This is a genomic window from Streptomyces sp. NPDC002092 (assembly GCF_053593775.1).
This window is the reverse complement of the sequence record NZ_JBSFDG010000045.1, coordinates 1-15,818: the sequence shown is the minus strand read 5'-3', so window position 1 is coordinate 15,818 and position 15,818 is coordinate 1. Positions and strand designations below refer to the sequence as shown.

Below are 15,818 nucleotides of genomic sequence, written 5' to 3'. Positions count from 1 at the left end.
CCGCACCCCGCTACGACGTTGGTAAAACCGTCAAACGGCCCGAGACCCTCAAGGCCATCGGCAGACCCGGCCGATCTTGGTAGATAAAGAACAAGGTCAGTACCTGTTCCTGATGCAGCCATGACATGCTGGCGGCCGTGACGCGTCGGCGAACGGCTGGTTGCTGACGCGCGCGGCCAGCACCTCGGGAAGGACATGATGAAGCTTCTCCTCACCGACTCCGGTGTCAAGAACGCGAGCATCCAGGATGCGCTGGTCGACCTCCTGGGTAAGCCGATCGCCGATTCCAGTGCCCTCTGCATTCCCACCGCGGGGTACGGGGCCCCCGACGCCGATCCGGGCGGGCCATGGCGATTCATCAGCGGACGATCCCCCAGCCCCATGACCGAGCTGGGGTGGAAGTCGGTGGGCGTGCTGGAACTCACCGCGCTGCCCAGCATCGACAAAGCCAGCTGGGTCTCCTGGGTCCAGGAGGCCGACGTCCTGCTGGTCAACGGCGGTGACGCACTGTACCTGTGCCACTGGATGCGGGAGTCCGGGCTGGCTGAACTGCTGCCGTCGCTGCCCGACACGGTCTACGTCGGACTCAGCGCCGGGAGCTTGGTGATGACCCCCCGCATCGGGGAGGACTTCGTGGGCTGGAAGCCGCCCACCGGCGGCGACAGCACGCTGGGCGTGGTTGATTTCTCGATCTTCCCGCACCTGGATCACCCGGCTTGTCCGGAAAACACCATGGCCAAGGCAGAACGATGGGCGGCCGGGATCGCGGGTGCGGCGTATGCGATTGACGAGCAGACCGCCATCAAGGTGGCCGACGGTGCTGTCGAAGTGGTCTCCGAGGGCCACTGGAAGTTGTTCTAAAGAAGCTGTCTTTAGCAACCTCGAATTGCCAGGCCTAGGGCCGTCTGGGCGGTGGCGAAAGCCCTGGACGTCGAGCCCTTCGCCGTGATCCGATGGCGTGGTGACATCGTTCTGGACGGGCAAGCGGATACGCCTGCGTGGTATCGAGCCCGACGACTGGACCGCGTTCATGCGCTTCGCTGAGGACGAGGAGCGTCTTGGAGACCTGCTGAACCCACCGCGTTCCGCCGAGGCTTTCCGCGCCTGGGCGAAGGAGCAGGCCTCGGCCAAGCTTGATGGTGACTGCTTCCAGCTCGCCATCGAAGCCGTGGACACACGGGAACTGGTCGGTACTGTCGGCTCGCACCACGCTGATCCACGTGCAGGCTGGTTCGAGTACGGCGTCACGATCAGCGCTGATCACCGGCGCAAAGGCTACGCGGCAGAGGCCGTGGTGCTGTTGCTGCGCTTCATGTTCGCTGAGCGGCGCTATCACAAATGCGAAGCGCGGATCTTCGCGCACAACGAGGCGTCTTTGGCGCTTCATCGTCGGCTGGGTTTTGTCGAGGAGGGCCGCCTCCGTGATCGTGTGTTCCTCTCTGGCCGGCACCGCGATCTCGTCGTGATGGGCCTGCTCGCTGGTGAGTTCACCCAACTGCACTCGATGAGCGAGGCGTGAGCTGGTCATCTGATCTGGTGTCGAACGCGACTCGACACGCGGGTCTGGGGTGAGCCTGGGCTGGGGATCCGCCAGACGGAAGGCCCGAACAAAGCCCGGTACCGCCGGCGGAGTGCCGCGCATGAGGCCTCATCATGGACTCGTGACAACGTGGATGCGCTGCTACTGGGACGAGGAAGACGTCTGGTTCTACTTCGAGGTGAACGCCGAAGGCTGGGTGACCCGGCAGATCGAACTCCAGGGCCCTGGACTGACGCCGATCGCAGCTGCCTCCCTCGACGAATGGCAGCAGGCCCATGACGCGGGCCTCCTCGACGAGTACGACAACAGGTTCGGCATCACAGCTGAACTACCCGTCTCAGAGTGGGAAGGGCACGATCCGGAGCAGCTGACCTCCGAGGAGTTCGAAAAGCTCTGGGGAATTGCCCGCCAGCAGATCACAGCCCGGCCCCGCTGACCTCTCGGCCCTCCCAGAGCTTCTTGAACCCCTACTCGAACGTGCTGAGCACGGCCGAGCCATGCAACTGACCACCTATGGCAGACACGTGGTCACTGAGTTGGAAGCTGCGCCGAATTCCGAGAACGCACGGCTCCCGCCAACAGGATCCTGACACGATGGCCCAGTCGCGGCTGAAGGAGGCCGCAGTCCAGCATCCGGAAGGCACGAAACGGCATGGCTGAAGCTCGCGGACTGACACTCACGACCGTCAACATCAGCGCACCGGACCCAGGCGTTCTCGCACGCTTCTACCAGCAACTTCTCGACTGGGAAATCAAGGCCGAGGAACCAGACTGGGTGCTGTTGAAAGCGGCCGATGGCGGAGTGGGACTCGCGGTCCAGCGTGAGGAGAACTACATCCGGCCGCGTTGGCCTGCGGGGCCCTCCGACCAGCAGATGATGATGCACCTCGAAATCCGCGTCGACGACCTTGAGCAAGCTGGAGCGAAGGCTGCCGAGCTGGGTGCGACCCTCGCCGATCACCAGCCTCAAGAAGATGTCCGCGTCTACATCGACCCGGCAGGACACCCCTTCTGTCTCTGGCTGGCGGATTGACTCGGTATCTGTCCTGCCGATGGGCAATAGGAAATGCCACCGCCGTGAGACGGAACCCCCTCCGCCATGCCGTGAGACACAGCGGAAAGTAGCAGGTCACAAGCACCCACCTATGACACGGGCTGCGAGATCCTACATCTCAGCCTAGAAGCACCAGCGGCACCAGGCCCCCGAGTGGCAGCTGCCCGTCACCGCAGCGGCAGGTGCGCTGGCACGTGACCTGTCGTGGTCGGCCTCATGGTCGGGGTGCCGGTACCGCCCGAGACGGAGAGCACCTCCCCTGCGGCTCTCGCGCAGAAGGAGGTGTCGTCCTTGGGGGCAGGCTTGCCCTCGCTGTCTGACCTGGTGAAATCCGCTGTTGGGTCTTACGGCTGATGTCGTAATCGCACGAGCCGTGTCGTACCGCTGTCCTACACGACATCGCCGTGAGACTGGCGCGTGGGTGGGCGTTACTGCCCCGGGTGCGTGGTTGCCGTCGAGCTCCGGTTGGACTCGACGCGTTTCGGTGGTCCATCCGGCTGTGGTGACGGATCTTGTTGCCGTTCCTCTGTGGGCTCATCAGCCCACTCCATGGCTTGGGCGGCGCACAGAGCCGGCGAGCACGAGATATGCGGAGGTACCAGTGAAGGCGATCGTCGCGACGGATCCGGCCGCGGAGGCAGCTGGGATCACGCTCGCGGAGCGGCCTGAGCCGACGCCGGCGATCAACGACGTCGTCGTTGAAGTCCATGCGTCGGGCTTCGTCCCCGCGGAGTGGGAGTGGCCCTCGACGTGGGTCGATCGCGCCGGTCGCGATCGAGCCCAGGCGATCATCGGCCACGAGTTCGCCGGAGTGGTCACCTCCCTCGGCTACGGCACGACGGGGCTCTCGCTGGGACAGCGGGTGTTCGGGATCACGGACTGGCACCGCGACGGAACCCTGGCCGAGTACGCGGCCGTGGAGGCGCGCAACCTGGCGCCGCTGCCGGGGAACGCCGACTTCACGGTGGGTGCGAGCCTGCCGATCTCCGGCCTGACCGCGTGGCAAGGCCTGTTCCAGCACGGTCGTCTTCAGGCCGGGCAGAGCGTCCTCGCACACGGCGCCGCCGGCGCAGTCGGGTCTGTGGTCACGCAGCTCGCCCGGGAGTTCGGCGCCTACGTCATCGGTACCGGGCGGGCGGCGGACCGCCAGGCGGCGCTCGACTTCGGCGCGAACGAGTTCCTCGACCTCGCCACCGAGGATCTCGACGACATCGGCGGGGTCGACGTGGTCTTCGATGTCATCGGCGCTGACATCCAAAGGCGCTCGGCGAGAATCATCCGGCCTGGCGGGACGCTGGTGTCGGTGGTCGGGCCTGTTGAGGTTCGCCCTGTCGACGGCTTGGCGGTCGACTTCGTCGTCGAGTCCGTTCCGAGTCAGCTGGTGGAGATCGTCGACCGGGTGCGGGACGGGCGCCTTCGCACCCACATCGGAACCGTCGCGAACCTCGACGACGCCGTCCCTGCGCTCAACCCGACCGAACGGCGCAAGGGCAAGACCGTCATTCGCGCGCGCCCCTGAGCGCCCTGGAATGGGCCAACAGCGGTGGTGGGCTGGACGACCGCTGACCTGCCCGGTGTCGGACGTAGGAAATGCCACGGACTTGAGACTGATCATGGTGACACGGCCGTGAGATAACCAAGAAAGCCCAGGTCGCAAAAGATCGACACGTCGGACGCGGCGGGACCCTACAACATCGAACCCAGTCCGCGATCCGCGGCGCGCACGGCCCGGCCGCGAGCCAGCGGTCGTTCCGGCGCAAACGCGGGGGCTGAGTCCTGCGGGGCCGGGCACGGGACGTCGACGTATAGCCTACGTCGGCGACCCGTGCCGGCCCTGATCGTCTCAGGACGCCTCCACCGCCGCCTTGATGCGCTGCCCGAACGCGGGCGCGTCCTTGCGTGCCGCGCCCAGTGCGAAGCCCACCAGCAGCTTTCCGATGCCGTGGCCTTCGAGGACGTTGAAGATCCTCACCCTGGTGGTGCCCGGACCGGTGGACTCCAGGTCGTAGCCACCCTCGTCGGCCGTCACGATGTTTTTCGAGGTCTCCGCCCAGCGGATTCGGTGGGGGGCCTCGAATTCGGTGATCCGGAACTTCCGGCCCGTCTTCATGCCGGCGTCCTTGACCGTGCTTGTGAAGACCGTGCCGACTGCTGTCGGTCCCTCTGGAGTCTTCGTGATCGCCTGGACCCTCGGGCTGAACTTGGGGTCGTTGGTGCCGTCGGAGAGAAAAGCGAAGACTTCCTCGATGGGACGGTTGATCTCGGCTGTCGCCTCAAACTGACCGGCCACGATTCCTCCTGTGCTGCGGTCGCTGGAGTTGCGGCTGAGGGCACGCTGGTTCGCCGAGCACCATCAGCGTATCGCCGCGGCTCCGCCCGCCGCTCGTCATGGGCGCCAGGACGCCGACACGTAGATCGGGGACCTGCGCCGAGGCACTGACCAGAAGGGGAACCGTTCTTCCGGCGTGTAGGCGAGGAGGCGCCGGTCCGCTCACGCGCGTCCGGGGCGTCTGTCCGTCGGCATTCTCAGGTTCCTGTGGGCCAGAGAATGAAGTCGGCGAACGCGCGTCGAGCGGGTTCAGGCCCGACTTCGTCGAGGGCCGCACGCACGGCGTGCAGGTGGGCCGGGGTCATCTCCAGTGGGGGTTCGTCCGGCTGGTAGGTGGTGCGGATCGGGTAGTCGACGCCGGGCTCGCGGGTCATCTCGATGTGGCAGCCCAGTACGTGTGTGACGGTACGGCGGCCGGCGAATGCGATCAGCCGGTCGATGGTTTGTGAGAAGGCCGGCCAGTCCTCGATGTACAGCCGTCCGCGGTAGACGTGTCTCCCGTGAGCAGGAATCCGGTCCACGGGTGGTAGAAGGTGATGGCAGCGGCGTCATGGCCTGGTGTCGCGAGAGCTTCCAGCACCCGCCCCCCCCGAGGTCGAGGGGCCGTACCGCCTCCGGGTCGTCGGTGAACCCGAAGTACGTCCAGGAGACATGCCGATCGGCACCGATCACGATCGTGTCCGGTCGGTCGAGGAACTGGCTGTCGCCCGCTACATGATCGCCGTGCGAGTGCGTGTGGAGTACGAGAAGCCCGTAGGAGTCGCGGGGGTTGCGCGCCAGCCACGCCCCAACAAGGTCATCGACAGTCCGGCGCACCGGAAGGAATTCCGGTGCGCCGTGGCACCCGTGTCGATCAGGACCACCTGTCGAATCCCGAACAACAAGTACAGGAACGGGGCCTCGTAGTTGATGGCCTTGTTCTGTCTGAGCAGCACCGTGTGCTCGTCGTACCAGTGCACTTGAAGATCGGGGTCGGTGTTGTGCTTTGCCGACGACGATCCGTGAATCCAGTCGACGCCCAGTGGTTTTGCACTGAGCTTCCGGCTATCTACTTCGCCCGCACCGGACACGATGCCTCCCGAAGTGCGTCGTCTTGGCGGGCCGGGTACGTCGCACAGCTCGTCCGGGAAGACACGAGGCTTTGCGGCTCCAGCCGGGACGCTATCACCGCACATCGAGTACGAGCGAGCAGCTGGCCGGTGGGAGATCAGGGCGCGGTGAACAGCGTAGGAAAGCGGGGCGCGAGCCAGGGTTTGCGTCCCCAGGCGACGACCTGTCCTCGCCCGATGGCCCGCCACGGGTTGCGGCGGCCCAGCGCGATGAGGAGGAAGGCCACGGGTTCGATCAGGATGGTGCAGTCGGGACGTCTTGGGGGCGCCGGGGTCACGTGCACGGTGCCGTTGTTCAGGCTGAAGCCGAATGCCGCGCCGTAGCGGAGGCGGATGGCGTAGCGGACCGTCAGGCCGGAGATGGCCGCCGTGTCGGCGACGCGTGGCATGACCGAGAGCATGAACGGCATGCACAGCTCGACACGGTCGCGGTCAATCATGTGCGGGCGGCTCAGGGCGCGAGCGAGGTCGTAGCCGTGGCCCAGCATGTGTGTGAGCAGGTAGGACGCTGCGTATCCGAGAGCGCTGAGTACACCTGCTCGGCGCTCTTAGCGATCGCGCCATGGATACCGCCCGTGGCCTGATACATCTCCGCTGTCAGCGCGCGGCCTTTGCGGCGGTGCCAGGTCTCCAGGAGGGCGTGGGACATCAGCGGAAGGCCGCCCGGCTCGTCCGCGACGTCGCTGATGATCTTCGTGGTCAGCTCTCGTTCCACGATCAAGCCTGCGACGGCCGCCGGCCTGACGATGGCCTCGCGCAGCTCGCGCGGGCTCATGGGGCCGACGAGCAGCGTGGCCTGCCGCAGCGCGCGGGCGAGAGGGTGGTGTTCTGCACAGCGGCCGAAGAAGTCCGCCCGCACCGCGATCACCACGGTGCACCTCGAAGCGCGGGCTGACCGCCATGACGACCTCCAGGCCGTGCCGGCCTACACGCTGCGGGTCTGCCGCATGGATCACCGGCATCCTCGGCTCGGTGTCCCACACGCTCACCTGCACGGCGCCCTCGACGAGCTCCAGCGTCAGCAGCAGCGGACCGGGCGCGAATTTGTGCGCGTTGGTGACCAGCTCGCTCACGACCAGCTGCACCATGCCCCTCTCGTGGCCGGACACCGGCACCCCATGCTCCGCCTGCAAGTCCTCCAGAAACGCCCGGGCCACGTCACGAGCCACGGCGATCTCCCCAGAGCCCTCGAAGGCGGCCGACGTCGCGTTCGGCCGGCCTCTTCCTTCCTCAGCCAGGTCCACACTGCCGCCCTGCGCCCACATGCCTCTGCTTGACGCACACCGGCTACCCCAGAAAACCCACCGCAGATCTGGCCAACGGGGTGATCCCGACGATTCCTCAGCCGCCGCGTCGAGCGGGGCGCGGAATGCGTCGTGGCGGGTCTGGCCGACACCTTGGCGCTCGCGGCCCGGGCTGGGAGTGGGCCGCGGGTCGGCTGGGATCGGCAGGAGCCGGGGCTGGGCAACATCCGCGGGTATGGCGCCGGACGGGGAGTTGTTGCCGGGTAGGGGTGCGGCGGGCTGGCCCTCCGTTGCAGCGGGGGCCAGCCATCGTGCCACGGCGTCCGGACCAAGGGACGTTCGCTGTGGCTGATCCCGCGCGACGGGATCGCCTCCCTGTGTGGTGGATACATCGCTGATTGGGCGGCGCGCATTGTTGCCAAGTGGGTCCCGCAACAATGCAACCCCGTTGCGACCTGCACCTCGTCCGACTCCGCCTGCATCCGTGAAGCTTCGCGGTCACGCGCGACAGCCTGGGTGAGCGACATCCGCAGCACGAGCACGATGAGCGTGACTCCGAAGATGGCCACGCCGACCCCGACCCCGCCCGTGACCGCGGGGCCGGCCGGTCCGTCCACGGCCGGCCCCGCGTCTGGTCACTTCTCGGCGGCGAGGGCGGCCAGTTCGCGATCGACCGCGATCTGGTGCGCCTCGGCGTCCTCACGCGCCTTCCTCGGGCTCCAGCGACCCGCCATCACGAAGACGAAGGGCAGGAAGAGCACCTGGCCGCCGACGCAGATCCACCACCAGTTGCGCCACTCACCGGGCCCGTCCTTCGACGCCTTCTGGACTTGGGGGCCGTATTCCTGCAGCAACTTGAGCTGCGGCGCAGCCTTCTGCACGACACCCAGGTTCGCCGCACCGACCTCCTTGACGGCGCGGGCGCCCAGCGCGGGCGGAACCGTGGTCGGGGTGTACTTGTTCAGCTCGGCGAAGAGTTGAGGGTGCGCGTTGACGATGGCCAGCGCGGGCGCCGCCTGCACCGAGGCGGCCTTGACCTCGCTGCCGTGCTCCACAAGCGGGGTCACGGACGTCACCAGCACGGGGATGAAGGCCGCGGAGACGGCGACAACGATGCGCACCGTCCAGCCCCACACCGCCAGGCCCGCCGCCGTTGCCGCCGGGTTGTGCTTCTCCACGGTCTCGGTGAAGCTCGCCATCCAGGGTGCGTAGGCGATGCCGCTGAAGACTCCGATGCCGATGAACAGCCAGGCGAAGGTGTAGTAATCGGTCGTCTGGTGGGTGGCGCGGGTCGCGAAGATCGCGGTCACCACGATCGAGCCGACCGCGCCGACGATCATGAAGGGCTTGCGGACCTTCAGCCGGTCCGACAGCAGGCCGACCAGGACCAGGGCGATGGCGTTCGCGCCCCAGTACCAGTTAGCCAGTGCGTTGGTGCGCTGCTCGCTGTAGCCGAAGGTGGTCGCAAAGTAGACGACGAAGTTGCCGACCGCCGCGTAGTACAACAGCAGGAACACGGCGATGGCGAAGGCCGAGCCCAGCACGTCCAGGCGCATCATCTGCCGCCACTCGCCGCGGCGCACCGCCTCGGTGTCCAACCCCTTGGCGCGCGCCTCGATCAGGGCCCGGTCCCGCAGCGACACCATGGTCTGGTCGCGCAGCGCCGGGGACAGCTCGCGCAGCGCGAAGATCGCCACGACGAAGACGACGAACCCTGCGATCGCCGAATACCGCAACTCGTCCTGCCAGGTGGCGCTGTCGAGGGTGTTGCTGGTAACGGTGGTGACCACCAGAGAGCCGATGACCGGACCCATCGTCCAGTACCCCATCGCCGTGGCCCGGCCGAGCTGAGGGGAGAAGTCCCTGATCAGCGCAGGGGTGGCGACCAGCACGATGCCCTCGATGAAGCTGACGAGCGCGAACAGCACCAGATAGGCGCTCTTGTTCGCTGCGTTCGGCAGCCCGAAGAAGACCAGCAGCGAGGCGATCAGCAGCCCGTAGACCACGAGATTCGCCCGGCCCCAGCGATCGGCCAGACCGGCCACGAGCGAGGCGAAGGCCCCGATCGCGTTGCCGATTACCGAGACCCAGACGAAGTAGCGGTACGTCATGTCGAAGTGCGTGATGATCGACGTCGCCACCGCGTACTGGATGTACAGCATGTAATACAGGACGACGGTGGTGATGACAACGATCCCGAGATACGCCATGCGGCGACCGGTGGGCGGGTAGTCCGCCAGGTCACGACGGTACAGGCGGGCCAGCGGCCTGCGGGCGTCCACGGCGGGCCCGTCAGGCGTGGGCTTGTCGGCGTCGAACGCCGTCGGTGTGGCGGACATACGGCTCCTCCTGGGGACACGGAAACCGGGTGTTGCGTCACGGCGACGGGGGCTCGCTGCGCCCGGCTCCGAGAGCGTGGCCAGAGGCTAGTACCGACTAGTCGGTACGTATAGGGGGCTGCGCGAGGTTGTTCACCCCGTTGATCACTCCGACCGCCGACGCACCCAACGAAGCCATCCAGAGCGACGGCACAGCTCCGCAACCGCACCTCGACCCGCTCATCGCCCGCCACGACCGAACTCAGCGCGGAGTCCGAGCACCACTGCCGCCGTGAGCCTGCCGCCCGGCGTGATCATGGACGGCGAGGCCGTGGTGTACGTCGCCGCCGACGACGGCAGCGTGCACATCAGCTTCGCCGCGGCGCAGTCACGCGCGCTGTCCCGCCCCCGCCGCGCGAGGGAGCTCGCCGACCAACACCCGGCGACGTACGTGGCGTTCGAAATCCTGGCCCATCCTGCGGCGGACCTCCCTGACCTGCGGCCGCGCCCCTACACGGAGCGCCGCCTCGTCCTCCTGGACGTGCTCGCCGACGTTGGTCCGCCGATCGTGCCGGTGTGGTCGACCACGGACCTGGACGAGGCCCTGCTCTGGTACACGGCCCTCGAGGGGACGGGCGTGGAGGGGATCGTGGCGAAGCCGCTCAAGTCGGCGTATACGGCGGGCCGCATTTGGTCGAAGGTCCGAAATAGGAGGAATTGCATCAAGCGCAACACGCAACAGGCGGCCGTCCAGCGTTTCGTGCTGGTCAGTGCGCCGGCAGCGGGACGGGTATGGGATCACTCGTAGCGGTGACCTGCTGGCGAAGACCAGATGCATCGATGTTGCGTCGGATACAACAGGCGGGTGATCACTGAGGCTCCTGGCTCGGCGCCCCCTGGCGCTGGTGTCCAATGTCGTCCACCTCGATCCGGAACCGGCTGTGTTCTCGGCGATGCGTGAAGGGTGGGCGAGGCAGCAAGCTGCGCGGGTCCTGCAGAAGGACACGATCGGCGCGCGTCTGCGGTTGGTGTAGCGGATGGGTGAGTTCACGGGGCTGTATCCGTGGCAGTGGACGCCGGCGGACGGTGAGGCGTTCATCGCCGACCTGCGGAGCGGGCCGAAGCCGGTCCAGCTCTCCACGGCTCGGACATACGAGGTGATGATCGCCTTGTTCGTCGAGTACCTGCTGGATGCCCGGTACGGCTGGGTGGAGTTGTGTCTGGAGCGGTTCGGGGAGGCGCCTCAAGAGATCTTCCATGAGGGCAACTCGGTCCTGCACGCGGTGGAGTACGAGGGTGATCCGCGCAGGCGTCCGCTTGACTACGACGAGGTGCAGGCGCTGTTCGACGCGGCGGACGCGCGGGTGAAAAGGATCCGTGGCCAGGGCAGGAAGGGCGCGCTCACCGCGCTGCGGGACGCCGCCGTCCTCAAGACCATCTACGCCTACGGCACGCGGCGGACGGAGTCGTCGCGGGTCGATCTCGTCGATCTGCGGCGCAGCCGCTCGGCGCCGGAGTTCGACCGCTTCGGAAGCATGACAGTCCGGCACGGCAAGTCGTCCAAGGGGGCTCCGCCCAAGCGGCGGTCGGTGCTGCTGGTGCCGGAGATGGACTGGGCGGTGGACGTCCTGGGCGAGTGGATCGAGGAGATCCGGCCCGCCTTTGCACCGGGCCGGCACCCGGCGCTGGTGGTGACCGAGCGGGTGGGGCGCCTTTCGCCTCGTTCGATCAATGAGGCGTTCGTCGCGGCCCGGACCTATGGCGGTCTGGACGAGGATCTGGATCTGCACTGCCTGCGGCACAGCTACATCACGCATCTGACGGAGTTCGGCTACCCGGCACGGTTCGTGCAGGAGCAGGTCGGGCACTCCCATGCCTCGACCACGGCCGTGTACATGGGGGTGTCGAACGAGTACCGCAACCAGCTGCTGGAGGCTTCGTTGAAGAGGCGGCTGGGCGACGACTGGGACGTGACCTCGTGATCAAGAAGATGGGCTACGAGTGGCATCTGCGCCAGCTGATGGCGGCCCGGCAGTTGTTCCAGACGTCCGACCTGGTGCCGCTGCTTGCCGAGCGAGGCATCCGTCTGTCGCGGGAACAGGTCTACCGGCTAGTGACCCAGCCGCCGCAGCGGCTGAGCATGGACACGCTGGTCGCGCTGTGCGACATCCTTCAGTGCACGCCGAACGACCTGCTCGCACCGGTGGTCGTCAACGCGCAGGTGAAGAAGACGGCCGACGGTGAAGTTCCCGCTTCTTCGCCGGTGCCGCTTGAGCCGCGGCGTGCGGTGGTGCGCCGGCCGGGCCGGCGGTGAGGGCGCCGACGCCGGACCAGCTGCGGCTGCGGGCCGAACTCGCCCGTGTGCGGGCCCAATTGCTGGCGCACCTGTCTTCGGCCGTTGGGCCAGCCCTGACGGAGGAGGCCGCGAGGTCGGCGCTGAAGGAGGCGAAGGCGTGGCAGGGGGCCAACGCGTTCCGGCTTGCCGAGTATCTCGACGCCTGTCCGCGGCCATTGGCCGCGGCCTCGTCCAACTGTCCGCGTGCGCTGGTGCGGCTTGCGCACCTGCTGGTTGAGGCGGGGCACGGGGACGTGGTGGCGAAGGTGGCGTGTGCCGCCTGCCGGCGTACGGATCCTCTGCCGTCCGAGGACACGCCGGAGGGGCGGGTGTGCTCGACCTGCGCCGTCCGGCGCCGCCGACGGGCTTGCGCCCGGTGCGGGCTGGTGCGGCCCATCTACGCGCGGCGGTCCGAGGGAGCGATCTGCAAACCGTGTCACCGCAGGGAAACGAGCGTGAAGGTGCCGTGCCCCGGGTGCGATCGCCTGGCCCTGCTCGAACACCGCTCGGCTGACGGCCAGAAAGTCTGCTGGACCTGCGCGCCGACCCCGACCCGCCGCTGCACCGGGTGCGGACAGCAGCGCCGCGTCAACGCCATCACCGACGCCGGACCGGTGTGCGGCAGGTGCTACACCAGTCCGCCCAGGACATGTGGCATCTGCGGCACCGTCGCCCCGATCTCGGTGAAGGCCGCCGGCGGACGGCCGGACATCTGCCACCGCTGCTACCGGCACCCCCGCAAGGAGTGCAGCGTGTGTGGCCGCCTCCGCGCCGGGAACCACATCGACGGCGGCAGGGGTGCGTTCCACTGCGATACCTGCATTCCGCGGCCGCTTCGCGACTGCGGAGTCTGCGGCCGACTACGGCCAGTCAAGACCTTCTGGCCACTGGGACCCGTGTGCTCTGCCTGCTACCGCAGACGGCGGGCCACCCCCGCGCCGTGCGCCGGGTGTAACGCCGCCCGGATCCTCGTCGGTATCACGGACGACGGCGAAGCGGGGCTGTGCGCGACCTGCTGCACCTACGGTGGCGCCGTCGGGGCCTGCGCAACGTGTGGCGTCAGCGCAGACCTGCGGCCAGACGGCCGGTGCCCGGGATGCTCCCTGCGGCACAAGGTGCACGACCTCCTCAGCGACGCCAGCGGCAACGTCCCCACCCACCTTGCGCCCCTGGAGGCCGTCCTCACCGACGTCACCAACCGTTACCCGGTTCTGGAGTGGATCCGCCGCAGCCCCGCCGCGCGGCTCCTGGCCAGCCTGGCCCGGTCACCGGACGCCCTCACGCACCAAGCTCTGGATACGCTTCCGCCGGATGCGAACACCGCCTACGTCCGCGGGCTGCTGGTGACGGCCGGTGTCCTGCCGCAACGGCAGGAGAACCTTGCCCGGCTGGAGATCTGGCTGGCCGGCAAGCTCGCCCAGCTCCCGCCTCACCATGTCACCCTCATCCGGCCCTTCGCCGAATGGGGCATCGTCAAAGACGCCCGGCACCGGGCCGCCGGCGGCCGGTACAGCCTGAGCGCCTACAAGGGCGACTGCGCCGACATCCGCGTCACCATCCATTTCCTTGCCTGGCTCGACGTCCAGGACCTGCACGTCCGCAACCTCACCCAGGCCCATCTGGACACCTGGGCGAGCACCCATCCGACCCAGCGCACCCGTCTCATCCCGTTCATCCGCTGGGCGCACGCCCGCCACATCGTCCGTGACCTGAAACTCCACCACCAGCCAAACCAGCTCCCCGGCACCTTCCAGGACGAGACAACCCAACAGGCCGAACTGCGGCGCTGCCTGACCGACACCGCCCTGCCCCTGCCCGTACGCATCGTCGGCGCCCTGGTCCGCCTCTACGCCCTGCCGCTGACGCGGATCGTCGAACTCACCACCGACCAGTTCCACCGGAACGCCGAGGCAGCCTAACTCACCCTCGACCGCCACCCCGTGCTGCTCCCGCCCGCTCTTGCCTCCCTGCTCGACGAGCAGATCGCCCAACTCCACGCCCCACTACCCCCGCAGGGCCGCCACCACCTTCTCCTGCCGGGCGCCGTGCCCGGCCGCCCCCGCAACCCAGCCGGCCTGGCAGACAAAATGAGGCGTCACGAGCTGCCCGTACGCGCTGCACGCAATACCGCGTTGATGGAGGCCATCACCGACCTGCCGCCCATCGTCGTGGCCGACCTCTTCGGCATCCACCCCGCGACCGCCCACCGCTGGTCCCAGCTCGCTGGAAACAGCTGGGCGCCCTACCTCGCGGCCCGACAGCAATCACGGCCATAGCGACGGCCAAAACGCCTGGTCGGCCGTACAGAAACTGGGTGCTAACCCCCGATCGGTGACATCTACTGCCGATGCGTTGTTGCAAGACGCGTCGTATGGCAGGCGTGCGCACGCGCGCACGGGGCCCCGACCAGCGTGGAGATTTGCGCCGGTACCAGTTGCGTGCTTCGAGTGTGCTGGATGGGAGCTAGGCAACCAGGAAAGACCATTCTCAAACGCTGACTGTGTAGCAGCAGGCGTCGAACAGCATCCTTGAGTCCAGGTGTCTGATGCCCCAGAACATCAACTTTCGCTTCCCAGTGCCATGCCAGCTGAATTCCGACCTGGAGCGTGCCCGAACGCACAATTTGGAGTGGGTCCGCTCCTTCGGCCTGGCGGGGGAAGAAGCGTCCATCGTCCGGTATGCATCCTGGGACATGGCGAAGCTGGCGGCCTACATGTACCCAGACGCGAGCGTGACCGACCTAGAGTTGGCTGCTGACCTGATGGGCTTCTGGTTCCCCTTCGACGACCAGTTCGAAGGCCCGCTCGGACGCGACCCGGTACAGGCCGCGGAAGTCTGCCGCGACATGATCGCCATCGTTCATGACCCAGCCGCGGTGTCCCGCAACGCCCCGCCCGCTGCAAGAGCATTTGCCGATATGTGGCGGCGTAGCCTGGAGGGCATGTCGAGAGCTTGGCAGGCCCGAGCCTCTCACAACTGGGAGTACTACTTCGCCTGTTACCCCAACGAGGCGCTGGCGCGCTTGGCACGGACGGTCCCCGACCGAACTGTCTACCTCCACCTGCGCCGCGGCTCCAGCGGCGGAGAAACCGTCGTGGACATGTTCGAACGCCTCGGCCACTTTGAGGTTCCCCCTCACGCTTTCCACAGTCCGCAACTGCGCACCATGCGGCGGATCGCCATGGACGTCCCCGCCTTCTGTAACGACGTGCATTCCGTCGAAAAGGAGCTGACCCGCGGTGATGTGGACAACCTCGTCTTAGTCGTGCAGAGCGAACAGGAGTGCTCGCTCGAACAGGCGGTGATCAAGGTCCGGGATCTGATCAACGAGCAGCTGGACACCTTCGGCCGGCTGCAGGAGGAGATCGCACCCCTCAACAGTCTCCTGGGCCTGGGCTCTCGCGAACGCACTGCGGTCGAGCACTACGTGAGGGCCATGGCGCTGTGGATGCCCGGATATCACCAGTGGGCCGTGGAGACAGCGCGCTACGCCCGTCAGGGCATCGTCCCGGCCGATCAGCCCGGCTACCCCGAAGATCTCCTTTGCCGCACCGACACACGTTGATACCTGTCCGCGTCGGCGGAATGGTCCGTTGGTCGGTCACTCTGAGCATCGCCACCGAGCAGCAGGTCGAGCGTGGTGACCATGCCGGCTGCATCACGCAGGCCCTGGCCTTCGCCGAGTACCGGGAGCACACCTTCACAACCGGATAATGCTGTGCCGTCCGCTGTCGAGAGGAATACTGCGGCTTCCGAATAACGGCGCTTCGCCAGTGGCACGCGGACACAGTCGACGAGGTCGACGGCGACGAGCTCACGGCACGGCGGCTGGACGCGCACCGCCGACGGGTCGGTTTCGTCTTCCAGCGCTTCCATCTGCTGCCGGCTC

Annotated in this window: 17 protein-coding genes, 3 pseudogenes and 1 riboswitch; of the genes and pseudogenes, 12 read left to right on the top strand and 8 right to left on the bottom strand. The window is 67.4% G+C overall.

The genetic code is table 11. The annotated features are described in order from the left end of the window. Positions 1-198 precede the first annotated feature (198 nt). The 6 genes from ACWCRD_RS44750 to ACWCRD_RS44725 all read left to right on the top strand — a co-directional run bounded on the left by ACWCRD_RS44750 (position 199) and on the right by ACWCRD_RS44725 (position 4,367). Positions 199-861, top strand: coding sequence for a Type 1 glutamine amidotransferase-like domain-containing protein (locus ACWCRD_RS44750; protein ID WP_450971426.1), 663 nt, complete (start codon positions 199-201; stop codon positions 859-861). 100 nt (positions 862-961) lie between these two features. After that, the gene (locus tag ACWCRD_RS44745) at positions 962-1,519 is read left to right on the top strand and encodes a GNAT family N-acetyltransferase (protein ID WP_450971423.1); all 558 of its coding nucleotides are present in this window, start codon (positions 962-964) and stop codon (positions 1,517-1,519) included. Between the two features lie 154 nt (positions 1,520-1,673). Then, positions 1,674-1,976, top strand: coding sequence for a hypothetical protein (locus ACWCRD_RS44740; RefSeq protein WP_450971425.1), 303 nt, complete (start codon positions 1,674-1,676; stop codon positions 1,974-1,976). Positions 1,977-2,192: 216 nt separating this feature from the next. Further along, the gene (locus ACWCRD_RS44735; protein WP_450971422.1) at positions 2,193-2,573 is read left to right on the top strand and encodes a VOC family protein; all 381 of its coding nucleotides are present in this window, start codon (positions 2,193-2,195) and stop codon (positions 2,571-2,573) included. A 622-nt stretch (positions 2,574-3,195) separates the two neighbouring features. Then, positions 3,196-4,113, top strand: a complete 918-nt coding sequence (locus ACWCRD_RS44730; protein WP_450971421.1) for an NADP-dependent oxidoreductase — start codon at positions 3,196-3,198, stop codon at positions 4,111-4,113. Between the two features lie 113 nt (positions 4,114-4,226). Continuing rightward, entirely contained in the window at positions 4,227-4,367 is a 141-nt protein-coding gene (locus tag ACWCRD_RS44725; protein WP_450971424.1) for a DUF5302 family protein, read from the top strand. Positions 4,368-4,437: 70 nt separating this feature from the next. Here the strand turns inward: ACWCRD_RS44725 and ACWCRD_RS44720 are convergent, their stop codons facing one another. From ACWCRD_RS44720 to ACWCRD_RS44690, 7 genes and pseudogenes are all read right to left on the bottom strand, one after another. Then, positions 4,438-4,884 carry an SRPBCC family protein gene (locus ACWCRD_RS44720; RefSeq protein ID WP_115912779.1) on the bottom strand — a complete coding sequence of 149 codons (447 nt, stop codon included), beginning with the start codon at positions 4,882-4,884 and terminating at the stop codon, positions 4,438-4,440. Positions 4,885-5,120: 236 nt separating this feature from the next. After that, positions 5,121-5,444: a hypothetical protein gene (locus tag ACWCRD_RS44715; RefSeq protein WP_450971420.1), complete on the bottom strand. Its 324-nt coding sequence runs from the start codon at positions 5,442-5,444 to the stop codon at positions 5,121-5,123. Positions 5,445-5,633: 189 nt separating this feature from the next. Continuing rightward, positions 5,634-5,993 carry a hypothetical protein gene (locus tag ACWCRD_RS44710; RefSeq protein ID WP_450971419.1) on the bottom strand — a complete coding sequence of 120 codons (360 nt, stop codon included), beginning with the start codon at positions 5,991-5,993 and terminating at the stop codon, positions 5,634-5,636. 12 nt (positions 5,994-6,005) lie between these two features. After that, positions 6,006-6,076, bottom strand: a riboswitch (guanidine-III (ykkC-III) riboswitch). Between the two features lie 54 nt (positions 6,077-6,130). Next, positions 6,131-6,541 (bottom strand): annotated as a pseudogene (locus ACWCRD_RS44705) (SCP2 sterol-binding domain-containing protein); the annotation flags it as partial. Next, a pseudogene (locus ACWCRD_RS44700) lies at positions 6,541-6,918 on the bottom strand (nSTAND1 domain-containing NTPase); the annotation flags it as partial. The pseudogenes ACWCRD_RS44705 and ACWCRD_RS44700, both read right to left, overlap by 1 nt. An 816-nt stretch (positions 6,919-7,734) precedes the next feature. Continuing rightward, positions 7,735-7,854: pseudogene (locus tag ACWCRD_RS44695) on the bottom strand (DUF2975 domain-containing protein); the annotation flags it as partial. Positions 7,855-7,911: 57 nt separating this feature from the next. Then, the gene (locus tag ACWCRD_RS44690) at positions 7,912-9,615 is read right to left on the bottom strand and encodes an MFS transporter (RefSeq protein WP_450971418.1); all 1,704 of its coding nucleotides are present in this window, start codon (positions 9,613-9,615) and stop codon (positions 7,912-7,914) included. A 271-nt stretch (positions 9,616-9,886) separates the two neighbouring features. On the opposite strand from ACWCRD_RS44690, the gene ACWCRD_RS44685 reads away from it, so the two are divergent. From ACWCRD_RS44685 to ACWCRD_RS44660, 6 genes are all read left to right on the top strand, one after another. Further along, the gene (locus ACWCRD_RS44685) at positions 9,887-10,402 is read left to right on the top strand and encodes an ATP-dependent DNA ligase (protein ID WP_450971417.1); all 516 of its coding nucleotides are present in this window, start codon (positions 9,887-9,889) and stop codon (positions 10,400-10,402) included. A gap of 229 nt (positions 10,403-10,631) precedes the next feature. Beyond that, complete coding sequence (locus ACWCRD_RS44680; protein ID WP_450971416.1) at positions 10,632-11,576, top strand: tyrosine-type recombinase/integrase; 945 nt, start codon at positions 10,632-10,634, stop codon at positions 11,574-11,576. Beyond that, positions 11,573-11,908 carry a helix-turn-helix domain-containing protein gene (locus tag ACWCRD_RS44675; RefSeq protein ID WP_450971415.1) on the top strand — a complete coding sequence of 112 codons (336 nt, stop codon included), beginning with the start codon at positions 11,573-11,575 and terminating at the stop codon, positions 11,906-11,908. The genes ACWCRD_RS44680 and ACWCRD_RS44675 overlap by 4 nt, the downstream gene beginning before the upstream one ends. 1,136 nt (positions 11,909-13,044) lie before the next feature. After that, positions 13,045-13,848: a hypothetical protein gene (locus tag ACWCRD_RS44670; protein ID WP_450971414.1), complete on the top strand. Its 804-nt coding sequence runs from the start codon at positions 13,045-13,047 to the stop codon at positions 13,846-13,848. Between the two features lie 21 nt (positions 13,849-13,869). After that, positions 13,870-14,205: a hypothetical protein gene (locus ACWCRD_RS44665; protein WP_450971413.1), complete on the top strand. Its 336-nt coding sequence runs from the start codon at positions 13,870-13,872 to the stop codon at positions 14,203-14,205. A gap of 269 nt (positions 14,206-14,474) precedes the next feature. Then, positions 14,475-15,494, top strand: coding sequence for a terpene synthase family protein (locus ACWCRD_RS44660; protein ID WP_450971412.1), 1,020 nt, complete (start codon positions 14,475-14,477; stop codon positions 15,492-15,494). Here ACWCRD_RS44660 and ACWCRD_RS44655 read toward each other — a convergent pair. Next, positions 15,455-15,818: hypothetical protein (locus ACWCRD_RS44655; RefSeq protein ID WP_450971411.1), on the bottom strand; the 364-nt coding region annotated here is incomplete at its 5' end. The two genes, ACWCRD_RS44660 and ACWCRD_RS44655, sit on opposite strands and share 40 nt — an antisense overlap.

Bases quoted from the DNA above. Each gene is read 5' to 3' on its own strand.
- ACWCRD_RS44750 (WP_450971426.1), top strand. From the start codon at position 199: ATGAAGCTTCTCCTCACCGACTCCGGTGTCAAGAACGCGAGCATCCAG.
- ACWCRD_RS44740 (WP_450971425.1), top strand. From the start codon at position 1,674: ATGCGCTGCTACTGGGACGAGGAAGACGTCTGGTTCTACTTCGAGGTG.
- ACWCRD_RS44735 (WP_450971422.1), top strand. From the start codon at position 2,193: ATGGCTGAAGCTCGCGGACTGACACTCACGACCGTCAACATCAGCGCA.
- ACWCRD_RS44690 (WP_450971418.1), bottom strand. From the start codon at position 9,615: ATGTCCGCCACACCGACGGCGTTCGACGCCGACAAGCCCACGCCTGAC.
- ACWCRD_RS44680 (WP_450971416.1), top strand. From the start codon at position 10,632: ATGGGTGAGTTCACGGGGCTGTATCCGTGGCAGTGGACGCCGGCGGAC.
- ACWCRD_RS44660 (WP_450971412.1), top strand. From the start codon at position 14,475: ATGCCCCAGAACATCAACTTTCGCTTCCCAGTGCCATGCCAGCTGAAT.